19 protein-coding genes are annotated in these 21,534 nt (G+C 70.9%); 5 read left to right on the top strand and 14 right to left on the bottom strand.

Annotated elements, in window-relative coordinates:
- The first annotated feature begins 51 nt into the window (after positions 1-51).
- The 4 genes from tal (at position 52) to pgl (ending at position 4,579) form a co-directional block, all read left to right on the top strand.
- Complete coding sequence (tal, locus tag ACWAT2_RS00435; protein ID WP_402371951.1) at positions 52-1,164, top strand: transaldolase; 1,113 nt, start codon at positions 52-54, stop codon at positions 1,162-1,164.
- A 59-nt stretch (positions 1,165-1,223) separates the two neighbouring features.
- Positions 1,224-2,765 carry a glucose-6-phosphate dehydrogenase gene (zwf, locus tag ACWAT2_RS00430; protein ID WP_402371953.1) on the top strand — a complete coding sequence of 514 codons (1,542 nt, stop codon included), beginning with the start codon at positions 1,224-1,226 and terminating at the stop codon, positions 2,763-2,765.
- A 28-nt stretch (positions 2,766-2,793) separates the two neighbouring features.
- The gene (locus tag ACWAT2_RS00425; RefSeq protein ID WP_402371954.1) at positions 2,794-3,729 is read left to right on the top strand and encodes a glucose-6-phosphate dehydrogenase assembly protein OpcA; all 936 of its coding nucleotides are present in this window, start codon (positions 2,794-2,796) and stop codon (positions 3,727-3,729) included.
- Positions 3,730-3,814: 85 nt separating this feature from the next.
- A complete protein-coding gene (gene pgl / locus ACWAT2_RS00420) occupies positions 3,815-4,579 on the top strand; it encodes a 6-phosphogluconolactonase (protein WP_402371955.1) in 765 nt (254 codons plus the stop codon).
- 58 nt (positions 4,580-4,637) lie between these two features.
- Here pgl and ACWAT2_RS00415 read toward each other — a convergent pair whose 3' ends face one another.
- The 11 genes from ACWAT2_RS00415 to uvrA form a co-directional block, all read right to left on the bottom strand.
- The gene (locus tag ACWAT2_RS00415) at positions 4,638-5,003 is read right to left on the bottom strand and encodes an RNA polymerase-binding protein RbpA (RefSeq protein ID WP_402371956.1); all 366 of its coding nucleotides are present in this window, start codon (positions 5,001-5,003) and stop codon (positions 4,638-4,640) included.
- 108 nt (positions 5,004-5,111) lie between these two features.
- On the bottom strand, positions 5,112-5,357 hold the full coding sequence (secG, locus tag ACWAT2_RS00410; RefSeq protein WP_402371958.1) for a preprotein translocase subunit SecG: 246 nt from the start codon (positions 5,355-5,357) through the stop codon (positions 5,112-5,114).
- Between the two features lie 169 nt (positions 5,358-5,526).
- Positions 5,527-6,294 carry a triose-phosphate isomerase gene (gene tpiA / locus ACWAT2_RS00405; protein WP_402372093.1) on the bottom strand — a complete coding sequence of 256 codons (768 nt, stop codon included), beginning with the start codon at positions 6,292-6,294 and terminating at the stop codon, positions 5,527-5,529.
- An 80-nt stretch (positions 6,295-6,374) separates the two neighbouring features.
- Positions 6,375-7,574 (bottom strand): phosphoglycerate kinase, encoded by a 1,200-nt coding sequence (locus ACWAT2_RS00400; protein ID WP_402371960.1) that lies wholly within the window; start codon positions 7,572-7,574, stop codon positions 6,375-6,377.
- A gap of 141 nt (positions 7,575-7,715) precedes the next feature.
- Positions 7,716-8,720 carry a type I glyceraldehyde-3-phosphate dehydrogenase gene (gene gap, locus ACWAT2_RS00395; protein WP_402371962.1) on the bottom strand — a complete coding sequence of 335 codons (1,005 nt, stop codon included), beginning with the start codon at positions 8,718-8,720 and terminating at the stop codon, positions 7,716-7,718.
- Between the two features lie 242 nt (positions 8,721-8,962).
- The gene (gene whiA / locus ACWAT2_RS00390; protein WP_402371963.1) at positions 8,963-9,943 is read right to left on the bottom strand and encodes a DNA-binding protein WhiA; all 981 of its coding nucleotides are present in this window, start codon (positions 9,941-9,943) and stop codon (positions 8,963-8,965) included.
- Between the two features lie 35 nt (positions 9,944-9,978).
- Complete coding sequence (locus tag ACWAT2_RS00385; protein WP_402371964.1) at positions 9,979-10,920, bottom strand: gluconeogenesis factor YvcK family protein; 942 nt, start codon at positions 10,918-10,920, stop codon at positions 9,979-9,981.
- Between the two features lie 85 nt (positions 10,921-11,005).
- On the bottom strand, positions 11,006-11,941 hold the full coding sequence (rapZ, locus tag ACWAT2_RS00380) for an RNase adapter RapZ (RefSeq protein ID WP_402371966.1): 936 nt from the start codon (positions 11,939-11,941) through the stop codon (positions 11,006-11,008).
- A complete protein-coding gene (uvrC, locus tag ACWAT2_RS00375) occupies positions 11,938-13,959 on the bottom strand; it encodes an excinuclease ABC subunit UvrC (RefSeq protein WP_402371967.1) in 2,022 nt (673 codons plus the stop codon). The genes rapZ and uvrC overlap by 4 nt, the downstream gene beginning before the upstream one ends.
- A gap of 41 nt (positions 13,960-14,000) precedes the next feature.
- A complete protein-coding gene (locus tag ACWAT2_RS00370) occupies positions 14,001-14,510 on the bottom strand; it encodes an OsmC family protein (RefSeq protein WP_402371969.1) in 510 nt (169 codons plus the stop codon).
- 18 nt (positions 14,511-14,528) lie between these two features.
- Positions 14,529-17,492: an excinuclease ABC subunit UvrA gene (gene uvrA / locus ACWAT2_RS00365; protein WP_402371970.1), complete on the bottom strand. Its 2,964-nt coding sequence runs from the start codon at positions 17,490-17,492 to the stop codon at positions 14,529-14,531.
- Positions 17,493-17,607: 115 nt separating this feature from the next.
- Between uvrA and ACWAT2_RS00360 the strand changes: the two genes are divergently transcribed.
- Positions 17,608-17,904: a YciI family protein gene (locus tag ACWAT2_RS00360; RefSeq protein ID WP_402371972.1), complete on the top strand. Its 297-nt coding sequence runs from the start codon at positions 17,608-17,610 to the stop codon at positions 17,902-17,904.
- A gap of 9 nt (positions 17,905-17,913) precedes the next feature.
- Here the strand turns inward: ACWAT2_RS00360 and ACWAT2_RS00355 are convergent, their stop codons facing one another.
- The 3 genes from ACWAT2_RS00355 to uvrB all read right to left on the bottom strand — a co-directional run bounded on the left by ACWAT2_RS00355 (position 17,914) and on the right by uvrB (position 21,439).
- Complete coding sequence (locus ACWAT2_RS00355; RefSeq protein ID WP_402371973.1) at positions 17,914-18,918, bottom strand: TerC family protein; 1,005 nt, start codon at positions 18,916-18,918, stop codon at positions 17,914-17,916.
- A 192-nt stretch (positions 18,919-19,110) separates the two neighbouring features.
- Positions 19,111-19,389, bottom strand: coding sequence for a VOC family protein (locus ACWAT2_RS00350; protein WP_402371974.1), 279 nt, complete (start codon positions 19,387-19,389; stop codon positions 19,111-19,113).
- Positions 19,331-21,439 carry an excinuclease ABC subunit UvrB gene (gene uvrB / locus ACWAT2_RS00345; protein ID WP_402371976.1) on the bottom strand — a complete coding sequence of 703 codons (2,109 nt, stop codon included), beginning with the start codon at positions 21,437-21,439 and terminating at the stop codon, positions 19,331-19,333. Before uvrB ends, ACWAT2_RS00350 begins: the two co-directional genes overlap by 59 nt.
- Positions 21,440-21,534 lie beyond the last annotated feature (95 nt).

Here is a 21,534-nt window from a genome sequence, read left to right as displayed (position 1 = left end):
ATGTGACCAACGCGGTGGTGAGGCCACCGACGTCGAGGCAGGAGACCTGAGATGACCGAGACGAACCGACCCACCCAGCGCCTCTCCGAGGCAGGCGTGTCCATCTGGTTGGACGACCTCTCGCGCGAGCGGCTCGACACCGGCAACCTCGCCGGGCTGATCGACTCCCACGACGTCGTCGGCGTCACCACCAACCCCACGATCTTCGCTGCTGCGCTCTCCGCGGGGAACGCCTACGACTCCGCCCTGACCGAGCTGGCCGGGACCGACGTGGAGGCGGCGGTGGAGATGATCACCACCGACGACGTGCGGGCGGCGGCGGACGTGCTGCGCGGCGTCTACGACGCCACCGACACCGTCGACGGCCGGGTCTCCATCGAGGTCGACCCCCGCCTGGCCCGTGACACCGCGGCGACCGTCGAGACGGCGCACCGGCTGTGGACCACCGTCGACCGGCCCAACATCATGATCAAGATCCCCGCCACCGTCGAGGGCCTGCCGGCCATCACCGAGACGATCGCCGCAGGGTTCAGCGTCAACGTCACGCTGATCTTCTCCATCGACCGCTATCGCGACGTCATGGACGCGTTCCTCGCGGGGCTCGAGCGGGCCCGGGAGGCCGGCCACGACCTGGCGCCGATCGCCTCCGTCGCCTCGTTCTTCGTCTCCCGCGTCGACGCCGCCGTGGACGCGGCGCTCACCGACGTCGGCACCGAGGAGGCGCTCGCGCTGCGCGGCAAGGCGGCGATCGCGAACGCTCGTCTGGCCTACGCCGCCTACGAGGAGGTGTTCGCCTCCGAGCGCTGGCAGGCACTGGCGGCGGCCGGCGCGAAGCCGCAGCGCCCCCTGTGGGCGTCCACCGGTGTCAAGGACCCCGCATACCCCGACACCCTCTACGTCACCGAGCTCGTCGCGCCCGGCGTCGTCAACACGATGCCGCAGGCGACGCTCGACGCCGTCGCGGACCACGGCGAGATCTCGGGCGACACCGTCTCCGGGACCGCCGGCGAGGCGCTCGCGACCCTGGCCGCCGTCGAGGCGCAGGGCATCTCCATGGACGAGGTCACGGCCCGGCTCGAGAACGAGGGCGTGTCGAAGTTCGAGAAGAGCTGGGACGAGCTCCTCACCACGACCAAGACCGGGCTCGACGCTGCCGGCGCCTGAGCGCCGGGCGACGACCATCACGCACCAACAGAACAGCACCACGAGAGAGACGGGGCACCGTGAGACCGGCCAAGATCACTGCTGAGCAGAACCCGCTGCGCGATCCTCTCGACCTGCGGCTGCCCCGGATAGCCGGCCCCTGCGGGCTGGTGATCTTCGGCGTCACCGGCGACCTGTCGCGCAAGAAGCTCATGCCGGCGGTCTACGACCTCGCCAACCGCGGGCTCCTGCCCCCCGGCTTCGCCCTCACCGGGTTCGCCCGTCGCGAGTGGGACGACCAGGACTTCTGCGAGATCGTCCACGACGCGGTCAAGGAGCACGCGCGCACCCCGTTCCGTGAGGCGACGTGGCAGCAGCTCAGCGAGGGCATCCGGTTCGTCCAGGGCTCGTTCGACGACCCGGAGGCGTTCGAGAGGCTGCGCAAGACGGTCGAGGAGCTGGACGCCGAACGTGGCACCGGTGGCAACCACGCCTTCTACCTCTCGGTGCCGCCGAGCGCGTTCCCCCTCGTCTGCGAGCAGCTCTCGAGCTCGGGCCTCTCGGAGTCGGCGGAGGACGCCTGGCGTCGGGTCGTCATCGAGAAGCCGTTCGGCCACGACCTGCAGTCCGCCCGCGAGCTCGACAGCGTCGTCTCGAAGGTGTTCGAGCCGGAGTCGGTCTTCCGCATCGACCACTATCTCGGCAAGGAGACGGTCCAGAACATCCTGGCGCTCCGCTTCGCGAACCAGATGTTCGAGCCGCTCTGGAACAGCAACTACGTGGACCACGTCCAGATCACGATGGCCGAGGACATCGGCATCGGCGGGCGCGCCGGGTACTACGACGGCGTGGGCGCAGCACGCGACGTCATCCAGAACCACCTGCTCCAGCTGCTCGCACTCGTCGCGATGGAGGAGCCCGTCAACTTCGACGCCGACGCGCTGCGCGCCGAGAAGATCAAGGCGTTGTCGTCGGTCCGCCTGCCGCGGGACCTGTCCCGGCACACGGCCCGCGGGCAGTACGCCTCGGCCTGGCAGGGCGGCGAGAAGGTCGTGGGGTTCCTCGAGGAGGAAGGCTTCAACCCCGAGTCCACCACCGAGACCTACGCCGCGGTCCGGCTCGACATCGACAACCGCCGCTGGGCCGGTGTCCCGTTCTACCTGCGTAGCGGCAAGCGTCTGGGCCGCCGCGTGACCGAGGTCGCCGTCGTCTTCAAGACGGCGCCGCACCTGCCGTTCGAGAGCTCGCTCACCTCCGACCTGGGCAGCAACGCCCTCGTCATCAGGGTCCAGCCCGACGAGGGCGTCACGCTGCGGTTCGGCGCGAAGGTCCCGGGGACCGCGATGGAGGTCCGCGACGTCACCATGGACTTCGGTTACGGACACTCCTTCACCGAGTCCTCCCCCGAGGCCTACGAGCGGCTCATCCTCGACGTCCTGCTGGGCGACCCGCCGCTCTTCCCCACCCGCGAGGAGGTCGAGCTGTCCTGGAAGATCCTCGATCCGGTCATCGCGCACTGGGGCAACAAGGGCCGGCCCGAGCCGTACCCGTCCGGCTCGTGGGGTCCGTCGTCGGCGGACGCCATGATGGCCCGCGACGGCCGCACGTGGCGCCGTCCCTGATTCGCCGGCACGACGAAGGAGCACACCCATGATCATCGACATGCCGGACACCACGACGAACGCCGTCAGCAAGCGGCTCGACCACCTGCGCGACGAGGGCGGCGCGGTCGCGCTGGGCCGTGTGCTGACGCTCGTCGTCGTCGCCCTCGAAGACGACATCGAGGCAGCGGTGAGCGCCGCCAACGAGGCCAGCCACGAGCACCCCTGCCGCGTCGTCGTCGTCGCGCCGCTCGCCACGCGGGCGCCCGCGGGCCGCCTCGACGCCCAGATCCGCGTCGGCGGCGACGCCGGCGCCTCCGAGGTCGTCGTGCTGCGGTGCGCCGAGCCGCTGCAGGACCATCCCGACACCCTGGTGATGCCGCTGCTGCTGCCGGACGCGCCCATCGTCGTCTGGTGGCCCAGCGGCGGTCCGGAGCACCCCACCGCCGACCCCCTGGGCGCGATGGCGCAGCGACGCATCACCGACACCACGACGGCGAGCGACCCGGTCGGGATGCTGGGGCGCCTCGCCGGGTCGTTCACCGAGGGCGACACCGACCTCGCCTGGGCTCGTGTCACCCTGTGGCGCGGCCTGATCGCGGCGGCGATCGACCAGCCGCCGTACGAGCCGGTCATCGCCGTCCGGGTCGAGGGACAGTCCCAGCACACGTCGCTCGACCTCCTGGCCGCCTGGCTCGGGCTGAAGCTGAAGTGCCCGGCGACCGTCGAGCGCACCGAGGGCACCGACGCGATCACCCGGGTCACCCTGGAGCGCAAGAGCGGCCCGATCGTCCTGGACCGTCCTGACGGTCGGGTCGTCACGATCAGCCAGCCCGGCAAGCCCGAGCGGCGCATGTCCCTGCCCATCCGCTCGCTCTCGGAGGCACTCATCGAGGAGCTGCGCAGGCTCGACCCGGACGAGATCTACGGTCAGGTGCTCAGCAAGGGCCTGGCCCGGGTCGACACGGTCGAGGCGGCGGCATGAGCGTGAGGAGCCCCCGCGCAGGGGCGTCGAGGAACGAGGTGCACCGGAGCGAGGCACCGCAACGGTCGTGCACGGAGGAGATCGCATGAGCACCCGCCTGGTCGTCGTCCACCCGGACCCCACCGTCCTCGCGGAAGCCGCCGCGGCCCGGCTCCTCATCCGCATCCTGGACGTCCAGTCCGTCCGTCGCCCCGTGCACGTCGTCCTCACCGGCGGCACCGTCGGCATCAAGACTCTCGCCGCGGCGGCGAGCAGCCCGTTGCGGGCCGCGGTCGACTGGTCGGGCGTGCACCTGTGGTGGGGGGACGAGCGTTTCCTGCCTGCCGGTGACGCCGACCGGAACGAGACGCAGGCACGCGAGGCGTTGCTCGACGATCTCGTCGCGTCGTCCGGTCTGCCCGCCCGCAACATCCACGCCGTGCTGCCGCACGGCGACGCCGCCGACGAGGCGAGCACGCCCGAGGAGGCGGCCGCGAGCTACGTCGCCGAGCTCGCCACCTTCGCGTCGGACGGCGCCGCCGCACCGTCGTTCGACGTGCTCCTGCTCGGCATGGGCCCCGACGGGCACGTCGCGTCGCTCTTCCCCGAGCATCCCGCGCTCGCCGCCGCCGGGTCCGTGGTCGCGGTCCACGACTCCCCCAAGCCGCCGTCCGAGCGGGTGTCGCTGACCTTTGCCACCATCGGCCTGGCTCGCGAGGTGTGGGTGGTCGCCGCCGGGGCCGAGAAGGCGGCTCAGGCGGCTGCCGCGCTGGCCGACGGCCCGGTGACCCAGGTGCCCGCCGTGCGCGCCGTCGGGCACGACCGGACGCTGTGGCTGCTCGACGCCGCGGCGGCCTCCGGGCGCGACTGAGCGGCCTCACCCCGACGACGCGAGGGGCGGTCCCGAGTACGGGACCGCCCCTCGTGCGTCAGCGAGTCGTCGCGAGCCCTCCGGAGCGCCGGTCCCGCAACGTCGCGAGAGCCTCCTCCAGCAGGGCAGCGCCGTCCTCCTCGGACCGCCGCTCCTTCACGTAGGCCAGATGCGTCTTGTACGGCTCGTTGCGCAGCGGAGCCGGCGGGTGTGCCGCGTCCTGCCCGGCCGGGAACCCGCAGCGCGGACAGTCCCAGAACTCGGGGGGCTCCAGCTGCTCGATCGCGGCGAAGCTCGGCCGTGTCTCATGACCGTTGAGGCACCAGTAGGAGACCACGGTCCGCGGCGCCATCTCGCCGCGTTCCTGCTCTCCCATCGGGCCGGCTCCGACGCGCGAACCACGGATGGCGTGTCCAGATGCCACGTGTCGTCCTCACCTTCGACTCTGTGGGCTCACACCCACGGACGATCCTCGTGCCCGGCGGCGCCCCCACCGCCCGACGCCGCACCCCACTGAGCGGCTCTTGGTCCGTCAGCTCACCTTGGTGGCGAGCCCGAGGAGAACGACCACGACGGTCCACACCAGCGCGATGCCGACGGTGATGCGGTTGAGGTTGCGCTCGGCGACCCCAGAGCTGCCCGCCGCGCTCGACATACCACCACCGAACATGTCGGACATGCCACCACCCTTGCCCTTGTGCATCAAGATCAGCAGGATCAGGAACGCACTGGTGAGCACGAGCACGACGTTCAGGAAGATGGTCAACGCGTCGAACATTGGTGTCCTCGGTTCTCGGCCGCCTCACGGCGGGCTGACGTCGCCGGGATTGCCCGGCGGGGTCAAGACTAGGTGACGAACGCCTCCCGTGGCGAACCCCTGGCATGACCGAGGGCTGACCGCCACGAGAGGCGTCCGGAGGGCGAGCACCGGAGCGCCGCCCGATGCGTCACGCGACGTGCGACTGGTACCGCGCGATCTTCGCGAACTCCTCCGGGTCGAGGCTCGCGCCTCCCACCAGAGCGCCGTCGACGTCGGGCTGCGCCATGATCTGCGCGACGTTGCCCGACTTGACCGAACCGCCGTAGAGCACGCGGACGCCGTCTGCCAGCGCAGCGTCGTAGAGCTCGGCGAGGCGGGAGCGGACCGCGCCGCAGACCTCCTGCGCGTCCTCCGGCGTCGCGACCTCGCCGGTCCCGATCGCCCAGACGGGCTCGTAGGCGACGACGAGGTCCTTGGCCTGCTCGGCGGGCACGCCGTCGAGCGCGGCGTCGAGCTGAGCGAGGGTGAACGCGACCTGGTCGCCCGCCTTGCGGACGTCCAGGCCTTCCCCGACGCACAGGATCGGCGTGACGCCCTTGCCGAAGGCCGCCCTGACCTTGGCGTTGACCACCGCGTCGTCCTCGGCGTGGTACTCGCGGCGCTCGGAGTGGCCGACGGCGACGTAGGTGCAACCCAGGCGGGCGATCATCGCCCCGGAGACCTCACCGGTGTAGGCCCCCGACTCGTGCTGCGAGATGTCCTGAGCGCCGTAGCGGACCTCGAGCTTGTCGGCGTCCACGAGGGTCTGGACCGAGCGCAGGTCGGTGAACGGCGCGAGCACCGCCACCTCCACCGCGGAGTAGTCGTGCCCGGCGTCCTTCAGGGTCCAGGCGAGCTTCTGGACCGCGGCGATCGCCTCGGCGTGGTCCAGGTTCATCTTCCAGTTGCCCGCCATCAGCGGCGTGCGGTTCGTGGCCACAGTCGTGCCCTTCGTGTCGTGGTTGGTTGGTCGCGTGGAGCTGTCGGGCGGCGGGCTCAGTCGGCCAGCACGGTCAGGCCGGGCAGCTCCTTGCCCTCGAGCAGCTCGAGGCTCGCGCCGCCGCCGGTCGAGATGTGGCTGAAGCCCTCCTCGTCGAAGCCGAGGATGCGGACCGCTGCCGCGGAGTCTCCGCCGCCGACGATCGAGAACGCGCCGTCGGCCGTCGCGTCGACGATGCCCTGCGCGACCGCACGCGTGCCGCCGGCGAACGCGTCGAACTCGAAGACCCCCATCGGGCCGTTCCAGACGATGGTCCGTGCGTCCGCCAGCTTCGCGGCGAAGAGCTCGCCGGAGTCCGGACCGATGTCCAGACCCATCTTGCCGTCGGGGATCTCCTCGGCGGGGACCGTCGTGTGCGGCGCGTCCGCGGCGAACGAGTCCGCGGCCACGATGTCGGTGGGCAGGACGATCTCGACGCCGTTCTCCTCGGCCTGGGCGAGGTAGTTCTTGACCGTCTCGACCTGGTCCTCCTCCAGCAGCGAGGAGCCGACGGGGTGGCCCTTGGCCGCGAGGAACGTGAAGACCATGCCGCCGCCGATGAGCAGACGGTCGGCCTTGGTCAGCAGGTTGGCGATGACACCCAGCTTGTCGGACACCTTGGACCCGCCGAGCACGACGGCGTAGGGACGCTCCGGGTCGGTCGTGGCGCGCGAGAGCGACTCGACCTCCTTGAGGACCAGGTCCCCGGCGACCGCCGGGAGCAGCTGCGCGACGTCGTAGACCGAGGCCTGCTTGCGGTGCACGACCCCGAAGCCGTCGGAGACGAACGCGTCCGCGAGACCGGCGAGCTCGCCGGCCAGCTCGGCGCGCTCGGCGTCGACCTTGGAGGTCTCGCGCGCGTCGAAGCGGACGTTCTCGAGGAGGGCGACCTGACCGTCGGCCAGGCCGTCGACGGTGGACCGGGCCGACTCGCCGACGAGGTCCGTGGCGAGGGCGACGTCCTTCCCCAGCAGCTCGCCGAGGCGAGCGGCCACGGGGGCCAGGGAGAACTTCTGGTCCGGCGTGCCCTTCGGTCGGCCCAGGTGGGCCATGACGACGACGCGTGCGCCGGCGTCGGCCAGGCGCTCCAGCGTCGGCAGCGCCGCACGGATGCGACCGTCGTCCGTGATGGTCGTGCCGTCGAGCGGCACGTTGAAGTCGGAGCGGACGAGGACGCGCCGGCCGCGCAGGTCCCCGAGAGTGTCGATCGTCTTCATGAGCTCACCTCGTGCAGGAAGGTCGGGTGGGGTACTTCTGGCGACACGACGACGTCCGCGGGTGCGGCGGGCCGCTCGTCACGGGGACGGGCGGACCGCGCACCCGCGGACGTCGTGGTCACACTGTGGAGCGACGGTTCGTCAGAGCTTCTCGCCGACGAGCTCCGTCAGCGACACGAGGGAGTTCGAGTAGCCCCACTCGTTGTCGTACCAGGAGACGACCTTGACCTGGTTGCCGATCACCTTGGTGAGCTTGGCGTCGAAGATGCTCTGGTGCGGGTCGGTCACGATGTCCGAGGAGACGATGTCGTCCTCGACGTAGGACAGCACGCCCTTGAGGGGCCCCTCGGCGGCGGCCTTCACCGCAGCGTTGACCTCCTCGACCGTGACCTCCTTCGGGGCCTCGAAGGTGAGGTCCGTGGCCGAGCCCGTGATGACCGGCACGCGCAGGGCGTAGCCGTCGAGCTTGCCCTTGAGCTCCGGGAGCACGAGCGCCACGGCCTTGGCCGCACCCGTCGTGGTCGGCACGATGTTCTGCGCGGCGGCACGGGCACGGCGCAGGTCCTTGTGCGGGCCGTCCTGCAGGTTCTGGTCACCCGTGTAGGCGTGGATCGTGGTCATCAGACCACGCTCGATGCCGATCGAGTCGTTGAGCGCCTTCGCCAGCGGGGCGAGGCAGTTCGTGGTGCACGAGGCGTTCGAGATGATGTGGTGCGCGGCCGGGTCGTACTGGTCGCTGTTCACACCCATCACGAAGGTCGCGTCCTCGTTCTTCGCCGGGGCGGAGATGATGACCTTCTTGGCGCCGGCGTCGATGTGCGCCTTGGCCTTCGTCGCGTCCGTGAAGAAGCCGGTGGACTCGATGACGATGTCCGCACCGAGCTCGCCCCAGGGCAGGTTCGCGGGGTCGCGCTCGGCGAGGGCCCGGATCTTGGTGCCGTCGACGATGATGTTGTCGTCGTCGAACTCGACCGTCTTGCCGAAGCGACCCAGCGTGGTGTCGTACTTCAGCAGGTGGGCCAGGGTCTTGTTGTCGGTCAGGTCGTTGACGCCCACGACCTCGATGTCCGCACCCGACTCGACGAGAGCGCGGTAGAAGTTACGTCCGATGCGGCCGAAGCCGTTGATGCCGACGCGGATGGTCACGATAGCCCTCCTCAGGGCGCGCCGGATCCGGACCGGCGCACACGGTTGATGCCAAACTCACGCGCGCCCTCGGCGCGCTGGAACGTACGAAGCCACCCCGGAGGTCCCGTGACGCATGGCCGGGACATCAGCCCAGGGTCACACCGTCGTCACCTGACACCTCGGAGCCTATACCCATCCGTTGCCGGGTGCTGACTCCGGCCCCCCGTGAGACAGGTGGTCCGACCAGTGGCGGACGAGGCTCAGAGGTCCAGCAGGTCCGGCGAAAGGCCCGCTTCGGTGTCGGGGACGCCGAGGTCCATGGCGCGCTTGTCGGCGGTCGAGAGGAGCCGCCGGATACGCCCCGCCACCGCGTCCTTGGAGAGCTGCGGCGACGCGAGCTGGCCGAGCTCCTCCAGCGACGCCTGCTTGTGGGCCAGGCGCAGCTCGCCGGCCTCGCGCAGATGCTCCGGCACCTCGTCGCCGAGGATCTCGAAAGCTCGCTGGACCCGCGCGCCCGCGGCGACCGCCGCGCGCGCCGAGCGGCGCAGGTTCGCGTCGTCGAAGTTCGCCAGCCGGTTCGCCGTGCCACGCACCTCGCGCCGGGCTCGCCGTTCCTCCCACGTCGCACGGGTGGACACCGCCCCCATCCGGCGCAGCACCTCGCTGATGGCGTCGCCGTCGCGCACCACGACCCGGTCGATGCCACGGACCTCGCGCGACTTCGCCTGCACCCCGATCCGCCGGGCCGCGCCCACCAGTGCCAGCGCCGCCTCCGGCCCCGGGCACGTCACCTCGAGCGACATGGACCGTCCGGGCTCGGTCAGCGAGCCGTGCGCGAGGAACGCCCCCCGCCACACCGCCTCCGCCGCGTCCACGCCGCCCGAGACGACCTCGGGCGCCAGACCTCGCACGGGCCGCCCTCGCGAGTCCAGCAGACCGGTCTGCCGGGCGAGCGACTCGCCGTCGCGCACCACCCGGACGACGTACCGGTCGTACTTGCGCAGGCCGCCGGCCCTGACCACGATGAGCTCGCTGGAGTGCCCGTACAGGTCCACGATCGCCCGCCGCAGGCGGGCCGCGGCCGACTCCGTGTCGATCTCGGCCTCGATCACCACGCGGCCCGAGATGATGTGCAGCCCGCCCGAGAACCTGAGCATCGCCGAGACCTCGGCCTTGCGGCACGACGTCCGGGTCACCACGTGCCGGGACAGCTCGTCCTTCACCTCTACCGTCAGCGCCATGGCGTCATCCTGCCACGCGCCCGTGACGTGCGCCGTCAGTCGTGGGCGCCGTCCACGTCCCGTGGTGACCGGTCCTCGAACACGTCGCGATAGGCCGCCGCGAGACGCAACGGGTCGTGCCGCAGCGTGCCGTCGCCACGTGCCACCTGCCCCACCACGAGCCTCGCCCCGAGGGACCGCGCGGCAGCCCGCAGCTCCGCGGCGTCCTCGACGGCGGACGGGTCCGCGAGGACCGCGTCGATCCGCAGCCCGGGCGCGTGCCGACGCAGCGCCACGAGGTGCTCCGAGGCGGTCAGCCCGTTCGTCTCCCCCGGTTCCGCACTGAGGTTGAGGGTGACGCACCGGCGTGCCGGCGTGGCGTGCAGGGCCGCCGCCAACTCCGGCACGAGCAGGTGCACCAGGACCGAGGAGTACCATGACCCCGGGCCCATCACGACCCAGTCGGCCTCCATGACCGCACGGACGGCCTCGGGGCACGCCGGAGGGTCCGCGGGGTGGAGCCGCAGGGTGTCGATCCGGCTGCCGCAGACGGCGACGCTGCTCTGCCCCACGACCGTGGTCGACACCCCGCCGTCCACGACGTCGGCCTCGACGACGAGCGGCACCGACGCCATCGGCAGCACCCGGCCGCGCGCACCGAGCAGGCGGCCCACCCAGTCGAGCCCGGCCACCGTGTCCCCGAGACGCTCCCACAGCGAGACGATGAGCAGGTTGCCCATCGCGTGCCCGTCGAGCTCACCGCCCGAGGCGAACCGGTGCTGCAGGAGGTCGCTCCACGTCCTGCCCCACTCCGAGTCGTCGCACAGGGCCGCGAGCGCCATCCGCAGGTCGCCCGGTGGCAGGACGTCGAGCTCGTCGCGCAACCGGCCGGAGGAACCGCCGTCGTCGGCCACCGTGACCACGGCCGTGAGCCGGTCCGTCAGGAGGCGCAGGGCTCCCAGGCTCGCGGCGAGGCCGTGGCCGCCACCGAGCGCCACCGTCCGCGGCCCTTCCGGGCCGCCGATGTCGCGGGACGTCGGGAAGGGCCGTGCGATGCCCTCCGCTGGTGTGGGCGTCAGCGTCTCATTCCTTCCCGAGGTCGCGAGCGGTGACCGTGACGCGCTGCCCGGTCGCCCGCAGCCGGTCGGCGATCTCGCCGGCGAGGGCGACGGAACGGTGCTTGCCGCCGGTGCAGCCGACGGCGATCGTCACGTACCGCTTCTCCTCGGCGAGGTAGCCCGCCAGGACCGGCTCCAGGGCCGCGACGTACCGCTCGACGAACTCCATCGCGCCCGGTCGCGCCAGGACGTAGCTCCGCACCGCCTCGTCCTGGCCGGTCAGGTGCCGCAGCTCGGAGATCCAGTAGGGGTTCGCCAGGAACCGCACGTCCGCGACGTGGTCGGCGTCGAGCGGCAGCCCGTACTTGAACCCGAACGCCACGACGTTGATCCGCAGGGCGTCGACGGAGCCGGCGGCGACGGCGTCGCGCACCTCCTTGGCGAGGTCGTGCACCGAGAGCCCGGTGGTGTCGAGGACGACGTCCGCCCGTTCGGCGATCGAGGCCAGCACCCGGCGCTCCGCCGCGATGCCGTCGAGGATCCTCCCGTCACCCTGCAGCGGGTGCGGTCGGCGCACGCTCTCGAAACGCCGCACGAGCACCTCGTCGGAGGCGTTCAGGAAGAGGATCCGGTAGGTCACCCCGCCCGACCGCAGGTGCCCGAGCGCCTCGGTCAGCTCCGGGAAGTACTCGCGCCCGCGGACGTCGACCACGACCGCGAGGCGCTCGACGGAGGAGCCCGCCTTGGTCATGAGGTCGACGAGCGGGACGATCATCAGCGGCGGGAGGTTGTCGACCACGAACCAGTCGAGGTCCTCCAGCACGCCGGCCGCCCGGGTGCGGCCCGCACCGGACATGCCGGTGATGATGAGCACCTCCGGGTCGGAACGGTCCGGGGCGGGGGTGGCGGCCTCGATCTCGGCGATGCCTTGAGGGACGGTGATGGGCGACGGTTCGCTCATGGGTCAAGCATGCCAGCCCGGGAGCCCTGCACGGTGCTCGCCGGGCCGATGGTGTCGCTCTTCGCCAGGGCGTCGACCACCGCCTGGGCGGTCCGTGCCCCCATCCCCTTGACCTCGGCGATCTCCGCCGCGCTCGCCGAGCGCAGCCGCTTGACCGAGCCGAACCGCGCGAGCAGCGCCTGCTGACGTGCGGGGCCCAGGCCCGGGACGTCGTCGAGCACGGAGGAGACCATCCCCTTGCTCCGGCGACGGCGGTGCTGGGCGATCGCGAACCGGTGCGCCTCGTCCCGTACGCGCTGCAGCAGGTACAGGCCCTGGGACGCGCGCTGCAGGATGACGGGGTAGTCGTCGTCCGGCACCCACACCTCCTCGAGCCGCTTCGCCAGCCCGCACAGGGCGACGTCGGTCACGCCGAGATCCGCGAGCGCGCGGGCGGCCGCGGCGACCTGTGGCGGGCCGCCGTCGACGACGACGAGGTGCGGCGGGTAGGCGAATCGCCGGCGTTCCTCCGGGTCGACCTCCGCCCCGACCTCGCCGGTCGACCCGAGCTCGCCCGATGCGTGGCGATCGGCCAGGTAGCGCTTGAACCGGCGGGTGATCACCTCGTACATCGCCGCGGTGTCGTCCGCCGCCCCGTCGCCCTCCGGACCGCGCACCGAGAACGACCGGTACTCGCTCTTGCGCGGCAGCCCGTCCTCGAAGACGACCATCGACGCCGACTGGTAGGTGCCCTGGGTGTGCGAGACGTCGTAGCACTCGATCCGCAGCGGTGCCTCGTCCAGCCCGAGGGCCTCCTGCAGCTCGGCCAGCGCCTGGCTGCGCGTCGTGAGGTCACCGGCTCGCCGGGTGCGGTGCAGGGCGAGCGCCTGCTCGGCGTTCTTGCGGACCGTCTCGGCGAGCTCGCGCTTGTCGCCCCGCTGCGGGACGCGGACGTCCACCCGGGCACCACGCAGGCCGGTCAGCCACGCGGTGACCTGCTCGAGGTCGGCGGGCAGGATCGGCACCAGGACCTCTCGCGGCACCGCGTCACGCGCGACGGCTCGCGCCTCACGCTCGGACGCGTCCGGGTCGCGCGCGTCGTCCACGGCCCCGTAGACCTGCTGGAGGAGGTGCTCCACGAGCTCGGCGTCGGTCGCGTCCTCGACCTTCTCCACGATCCAGCCGCGCTGGCCACGGATCCTGCCTCCGCGGACGTGGAACACCTGGACCGCCGCTTCCAGCTCGTCCCCCACCATGGAGAAGACGTCGGCGTCCGTCGCGTCGGAGAGCACGACGGCGTTCTTCTCCGTCACGCGCCGCAGGGCCGCCAGGTCGTCGCGCAGCCGGGCCGCCTGCTCGTACTCCAGGTCCGCGGCAGCCGCGGACATCTCCGCCTCGAGCCGGCGGACGAAGCGCGCCGTGTCGCCTGCCATGAAGTCGCACAGGTCGCTCGCCAGGTCGTGGTGGTCCTCGACGCTGATCCGGCCGACGCAGGGCGCCGCGCACTTGTCGATGTAGCCGAGCAGGCACGGGCGTCCCGACTGCTGCGCCCGCCGGTAGACCCCGGCCGAGCAGGTCCGCACGGGGAACACCCGCAGCAGGAGGTCGAGGGTCTCGCGGATCGCCCATGCGTGACCGTAGGGGCCGAAGTAGCGGGTCCCCGGACGCTTCGCGCCGCGCATCACCTGTGCGCGGGGGACCTCGTCACCCATCGTGACCGCGAGGTACGGGTAGGACTTGTCGTCGCGGTACTTGACGTTGAAGCGGGGGTCGTACTCCTTGATCCAGGAGTACTCCAGGGCGAGAGCCTCCACCTCGGTGCCGACGACCGTCCACTCGACCGACGCCGCCGTGGTGACCATCTGCTGCGTACGGTGGTGCAGGTTGGCGACATCCTGGAAGTAGCTGGACAGCCGCTGGCGCAGGCTCTTCGCCTTGCCCACGTAGATCACACGGCCGTGCGCGTCGCGGAACCGGTACACGCCCGGCGAGGTCGGGATCTCTCCCGGCCGAGGTCGATATGTCGCGGGGTCGGCCATGGGCCCAGGTTAGGTCAGGTCACCGACATCTCCCGAAACGCTCAGGCGGCGGCGTCCGCCACGTGCAGCGGCGCCGGCTCGACCAGCACCCTGAAGTTCACGCTGCGAGCCAGGAAGCACAGCGCGTGCGCGCGATGGTGCAGGTTCGCGACGTGCTCGTCCGTGGCCCGCTCCCCCGACTCGACGACCACCCGGGGGTGCAGCGTCACGTCGGTGAACTGGCCCTCGCCGCGGGCCTCGACCCGCATCGTGCCCGTGGCGTCGTCGCTGTACTCGCGCACCTCCAGGCCGGACTCGGCCGCCAGGTGCAGGAACCACAGCATGTGGCACTGGGACAGGCTCGCGACGAACAGGTCCTCGGGGCTGAACCGCTCCGGGTCGCCGCGGAACTGCGGGTCCGCCGAGCCGGGCAGCACGGGGCGTCCGGGCAGCACGACGTCGTGGTCACGCGTGTACGCGGTGTAGGACGACGTCACCGTGTCCGGACCGCCGGCCTGGACGCCTGCAGCGGGCCAGCGGACCGCGACCGAGTATCCGTGGTGAGCTCCCATGGCCAACACCGTAGAGGTTCAGGCGGCGTCGCGCTTGGTGGCTCGGGCCTTCTTCGTGCTCTTGCGTCCCGCAGGCACCGCGGCCGCGGCGGACGACGGCGCCGGCGGCTCGACCGGGACGTCTGGATGTGCCGCGAGGACCTCGGCGAGGTAGCGCCCCGTGTGGCTCTCCTCGACCTCCGCGACCTGCTCGGGGGTGCCCTGCGCCACCACCGTGCCGCCGCCCGAGCCGCCCTCGGGGCCCATGTCGACGACCCAGTCGGCGCTCTTGACGACATCGAGGTTGTGCTCGATGACGAGCACCGTGTTGCCCTTGTCCGCCAACGACTGCAGGACGCCCAGGAGCTTGCGGATGTCCTCGAAGTGCAGGCCTGTGGTGGGCTCGTCCAGCACGTACACCGTGCGGCCGGTCGACCGCTTCTGCAGCTCGCTGGCGAGCTTCACCCGCTGCGCCTCGCCGCCGGAGAGCGTCGGGGCCGGTTGTCCGAGCCGCACGTAGCCCAGGCCGACGTCCACGAGCGTGGACAGGTGCCGGGAGATCGCGGGGAACGCCGCGAAGAACTCGGCGGCCTCCTCGATGGGCATGGCGAGCACGTCGGCGACCGTCTTGCCCTTGAAGTGCACCTCGAGGGTCTCGCGGTTGTACCGCGCACCGTGGCAGACCTCGCACGGGACGTAGACGTCGGGCAGGAAGTTCATCTCGATCTTCAGCGTGCCGTCGCCCGAGCACGCCTCGCAGCGGCCGCCCTTGACGTTGAAGGAGAACCGCCCGGGTCCGTAGCCTCGGACCTTCGCCTCCTCGGTCTCGGCGAAGATCTTGCGCACCCGGTCCCACACCCCCGTGTAGGTCGCGGGGTTCGAGCGCGGCGTCCGGCCGATCGGACCCTGGTCGACGTGCACGACCTTGTCCAGCTGGTCCGTCCCGGTCACGCGCGTGTGCCGTCCGGGGACCTGGCGGGCCCCGTTCAGCTCGTTGGCCAGGACGGTGTGCAGGATCGAGTTCACCAGGGTCGACTTGCCCGAGCCCGAGACGCCCGTCACGGCGGTGAGCACGCCGAGCGGGAACGAGACGTCGATGTCTCGCAGGTTGTTCTCCCGCGCACCGACGACGGACACCTGCCGCGCGGGATCGACGCCGCGGCGCACCGCGGGCAGCGCGATGCTCCGCCGGCCGGCCAGGTACGCGCCGGTCATCGAACCCTCGGCCTCGAGCAGGCCGGCGTAGTCGCCGGAGTGCACGACGGCGCCGCCGTGCTCGCCCGCGCCGGGACCGACGTCGACGATCCAGTCGGCCGCGCGGATCGTGTCCTCGTCGTGCTCGACGACGATCAGGGTGTTGCCGAGGTCCCGCAGGCGGGTGAGGGTGTCGATCAGCCGCCGGTTGTCACGCTGGTGCAGCCCGATGCTGGGCTCGTCGAGCACGTACAGGACCCCGACCAGGCCGGAGCCGATCTGGGTCGCCAGTCGGATGCGCTGCGCCTCGCCGCCCGACAGCGTCCCCGCGGCCCGCTCCAGGGTCAGGTAGTGCAGACCGACGTCCAGCAGGAAGCCCAGCCGGGCGTGGATCTCCTTGAGCACCTCGCCCGCGATCGCCGTCTCCCGGGACCCGAGCTCGAGGGCGTCCAGGTACTCCTTGGCGGCGCCGATCGGCAGCCGGCACACGTCCCAGATCGACTTCGAGCCGACCTTGACGGCGAGGACCTCCGGCTTGAGGCGTGCTCCGTGGCACTCGGGGCACGGGACCTCGCGCATGTAGGCCTCGTAGCGCTCCTTCGACCAGTCCGACTCGGTCTCCGTGTGCCGGCGCTCGATGAACGTCACAGCACCCTCGAACCCGGTCGAGTACTGGCGTTCGCGGCCCCACCGGTTGCGGTACTTGACGTGCACCTGATGGTTGCGCCCGTGCAGGACGGCGGAACGCGCCCGCTGCGGCAGCGCCCGCCACGGGACGTCCATCGAGAACTTCATCTCCTCGGCGAGCGCACCGAGGACTCGTGCGAAGTACTCCGAGGAGGTCTGCGACCAGGGCGCGACCGCACCCTCGCGCAGGGTCCGCTCGTGGTCCGGCACGACCAGCTCGGGGTCGACCTCCAACCGGAAGCCGATGCCGGTGCACTCCGGGCACGCGCCGTACGGCGCGTTGAACGAGAAGGTCCGCGGCTCGATCTCGTCGAGGCTCAGCGGGTGGTCGTTGGGGCAGGAGCGCTTCTCCGAGTACTTCAGCAGACCCGGTAGCTCGTCGCCGGCCTCCGCATCGTCCGCGACGTCGACGAGGTCGATCATCACCAGACCGCCGGCCAGACCGAGCGCTGTCTCGACGGAGTCGGTCAGCCGGCGCTGCACGCCGTCGCGCGCGACCAGCCGGTCGACGACCACCTCGATGTCGTGCTTGACCTTCTTCTCCAGCGCGGGCGGGCTGCTGAGCTGGACGACGTCGCCGTCGACGCGTGCTCGCGAGAAGCCCTGGGTCTGCAGCTCGGCGAAGAGATCGGTGTACTCACCCTTACGACCCCGCACCACCGGGGCGAGCACCTGGTATCGCGTCCCCTCCGGCAGGTCGAGGATCTTGTCCACGATCTGCTGGGGCGTCTGCGCCTGGACCGGCTCGTCGCACACCGGGCAGTGCTGGGTGCCGGCCCGCGAGAAGAGCAGACGGAGGTAGTCGTAGACCTCCGTGATCGTGCCGACCGTCGAGCGCGGGTTGCGGTTCGTCGACTTCTGGTCGATCGAGACCGCCGGGCTCAACCCTTCGATGAAGTCGACGTCCGGCTTGTCCATCTGGCCCAGGAACTGCCGGGCGTAGGCGGACAACGACTCGACGTAGCGCCGCTGCCCCTCGGCGAAGATGGTGTCGAAGGCCAGTGACGACTTGCCCGAGCCGCTCAGGCCGGTGAAGACGATGAGCGAGTCCCGCGGCAGGTCGAGGTCGACGTTGCGCAGGTTGTGCTCGCGGGCACCGGAGACGACGAGGCGATTGCTCACGGCAGCATCGTACGGCCCACCACCGACATTCGTACAGGTGTTCCATGTCACGTCGCCGCGGCACGCACCGTGGACGCTCCGGCCGGGTGCTGCCGCGAGATGCTTGGATGACGGCATGAGTGTCTACGCCGTCACCTACGTCTATGCCCCCGACAGCGTCGCTGCGCGCGACCGGGCACGTCCCGCGCACCGCGACCACCTGCAGGCGCTGTGCGCCGACGGCGCGGTCCTCGTCTCCGGACCCCTGCCCGCGACCGACGACGAGCCCGACGGCGCCCTCATCGTGGTGACCGCACCGTCGGCCGCGGAGGCGGACGCGCTGCTCGGCACCGACCCGTTCCGTCGCGAAGGGCTCGTCGCGGAGGTCTCCGTACGGGAGTGGGTGCCCGTCATCGGCGGGTTCGCGGGCTGAGGTCGGCCGTCAGCCGTCACCCTTCTCGACGGTCGCGCTGATGCGCCTGTCCCGGCGCGTCTTCATCAGTGACGTCACGGTGGTGATGCCGAGCACCACCACGATGAACGCCAGCGAGTAGCTCGTCGGGATCTCCGGGATCACCTCGACGTGCTCGCCGCCGTTGACGAACGGCAGCTCGTTGGTGTGCAGCGCGTGGATGACCAGCTTCACCCCGATGAATCCGAGGATCGCGGCGAGCCCGTAGTTGAGGAACACGAGGCGGTCGAGCAGGCCGTCGACGAGGAAGTAGAGCTGCCGCAGGCCGAGCAACGAGAACGCGTTGGCCGCGAAGACGAGGAACGTCTCCTGGGTCAGCCCGAAGATCGCCGGGATCGAGTCGACGGCGAAGAGCAGGTCGGCGCTGCCGATCGCGACCATGACGATGAGCATCGGCGTGATGTATCGCTTGCCGTCCATCCGGACGGTCATGCGGTGCTCGACGTAGTCGTCGGTGGTCCGGAACAGCCGCCGGGTCAGGCGGAGCACCGCGTTCTCGGTGAACTCCTCGTCGTGGGAGGTTCCCGCGCGGGCCTGGGCGATCGCGGTCCACACGAGGAACGCGCCGAAGAGGTAGAAGATCCAGGCGAAGTTCGCGATGAGCGCCGCTCCGGCCAGGATGAAGATCGTCCGCAGCACGAGCGCGATCGTGATGCCGACCAGCAGCACGCGCTGCTGGTGCTCCCTCGGCACACGGAAGCTCGTCATGATCAGGACGAACACGAACAGGTTGTCGACGCTGAGCGACTTCTCCGTGATGTAGCCGGCGAAGTACTCCCCGCCGTACTGGCTGCCCCAACCGGCGAAGACGATCGCTCCGAACACGAGGGCCACCGCCACGTAGGCGAGCGACCACCACGCCGACTCCTTGAGCGTCGGCGCGTGCGGCGTGCGCACGTGGCCGAGGTAGTCGACGACGAGCATCGCCAGGATCGCGGCGACAGTGACGATCCATACCCACACGGGTACGTCCATGACAGATCCTTCCGGTACGCAGGACAAGGCACCGGAGGTCTCTCTCACCCGCGGGCAACCCGGGTGGATGAGACCGAACCGGCGTCCGTGCCGGTCGTACTGACGGCCTCACCACTTGGGAGATACTCCCCTCCAACGAGCGTCAAGCATACGGCACGACGACGGTGCGGGGCACCCGCGCGGAGCCGTCGCTCACTGCAGGCAGAAGTCGTTGCCCTCGGGGTCCTGCATCACGATCCAGACGTCCCCGAGCTCTGCGCCCTCGCTCAGCACGGACGCTCCGAGGGCCGTGAGACGCTCGGCCTCCGCCGTCAGGGCCGGGAGGCGTTCGTCGCCGGCGCGGCCGGCACTGACGTTCAGGTCGAGGGTACTCAGGTCCTCTGGTCGGGGAACTGTGGTTCCGGGGGCCGGGTCAACCCGTGGCCGCCCGCATCTGGCGCAGCTCCTTCTTGAGCCCGCCGATCTCGTCACGCAGGCGCGCCGCCACCTCGAACTGCAGCTCGGCGGCGGCGGCGTGCATCTGGTCGCTGAGCTCTTGGATCAGCTCGGCGAGCTCCTCCGCCGCCAGCCCGGCCAGCCGGTTGCCCGACGTCGAGGCCTCCTTCGGTGACCCGGGCACGGGAGCCTTTCCGCGGCCGTCCCCCGGCGCCTTCCGGTAGCCGCCGGCCAACAGCTCGGCCGTGTCGATGTCCTCGCGCGCCAGCATGTCGGTCACGTCCGCGATCCGCTTGCGCAGCGGCTGCGGGTCGATGCCGCGCTCGGCGTTGTAGGCCTTCTGCTTCTCCCGGCGCCGGTCCGTCTCGTCGAGTGCGAATCGCATCGCCGGTGTGACCTTGTCGGCGTACATGTGCACCTGGCCGGTGACGTTGCGCGCGGCACGGCCGATGGTCTGGATGAGGGAGCGTTCGGAGCGCAGGAACCCCTCCTTGTCGGCGTCGAGGATCGCCACCAGCGAGACCTCGGGCAGGTCGAGACCCTCGCGCAGGAGGTTGATGCCCACGAGGACGTCGTACTCGCCCAGGCGCAGCTCGCGGAGCAGCTCGACGCGTCGCAGGGTGTCCACCTCGGAGTGCAGGTAACGCACCCGCACGTCCTTGCCCAGCAGGTAGTCGGTGAGGTCCTCGGCCATCTTCTTGGTCAGCGTCGTGACCAGGACCCGCTCGTTGCGCTCCACGCGGTCGCGGATCTCCCCGAGCAGGTCGTCGATCTGGCCGGTGGTGGGCTTGACCACCACCTCCGGGTCCACGAGGCCGGTGGGTCGGATGATCTGCTCGACCACGCCGTCGGACATCGACAGCTCGTAGTCGCCGGGCGTGGCCGAGAGGTAGACCGTCTGCCCGATCCGCTCGACGAACTCCTCCCAGCGCAGCGGTCGGTTGTCCGTCGCGCTCGGCAGCCGGAACCCGTGGTCGACGAGGGCGCGCTTGCGTGACATGTCGCCCTCGAACATCGCGCCGATCTGCGGCACCGTCACGTGCGACTCGTCGATGACGAGCAGGAAGTCCTCGGGGAAGTAGTCGAGCAGCGTGTTCGGCGGCGTGCCACCCTCGCGGCCGTCGATGTGCCGTGAGTAGTTCTCGATACCGTTGCAGGTCCCGATCGAGCGCATCATCTCGATGTCGTAGGTGGTGCGCATGCGCAGCCGCTGGGCCTCGAGCAGCTTGTCCTGCTTCTCGAGCTCGGCCAGGCGGGTCTCGAGCTCCGCCTCGATGCTTCCGATCGCCCGCTCCATCCGTTCCGGACCTGCTACGTAGTGCGTCGCCGGGAAGAGGTACACGCTCTGCTCCGTGCGGATCACGTCGCCGGTGAGCGGGTGCAGCGTCTGGATGGACTCGATCTCGTCGCCGAACATCTCGATGCGGATCGCGAGCTCCTCGTACACCGGGATGATCTCCACGGTGTCGCCCCGCACCCGGAACGTCCCCCGGGTGAAAGCCATGTCGTTGCGCGAGTACTGCATCTGCACGAACCTGCGGAGCATCTCGTCGCGGTCGACGACGTCGCCGACCGCGAGCCGCACCATCCGGTCGACGTACTCCTGCGGCGTGCCCAGCCCGTAGATGCACGACACGGACGCCACCACGACCGTGTCGCGCCGGGTCAGGAGGTTCGACGTCGCCGAGTGCCGCAGCCGTTCCACCTCGTCGTTGATCGACGAGTCCTTCTCGATGTAGGTGTCCGTCTGGGCGATGTACGCCTCAGGCTGGTAGTAGTCGTAGTACGACACGAAGTACTCGACGGCGTTGTGGGGCAGGAGCTCGCGGAACTCCGTGGCAAGCTGTGCAGCGAGCGTCTTGTTCGGCGCCATGATGAGCGTCGGTCGTTGCAGCTTCTCGATGAGCCAGGCGGTCGTGGCGCTCTTGCCCGTACCGGTGGCACCCAGCAGGACGACGTCCTTCTCCCCCGCCTGGATACGCTCCGCGAGCGCCCCGATCGCGGCGGGCTGGTCCCCGCTGGGCTCGAACTCGGAGATCACCTCGAAGGGGGCAACGGTGCGCTGCAGGTCGGTCACGGGTCGCATCCCCCCACGGTAGGCCCGGCCACCGACAACCGCTTCGCCGCCGCCGCCCCGGTGCGGTCAGCGCGCGGTGGTCACGGTCAGCGCGCGGTGGTCAC

Source organism: Isoptericola sp. GX10416, assembly GCF_056590155.1.
This window is presented reverse-complemented; position numbering and strand designations above follow the sequence as displayed.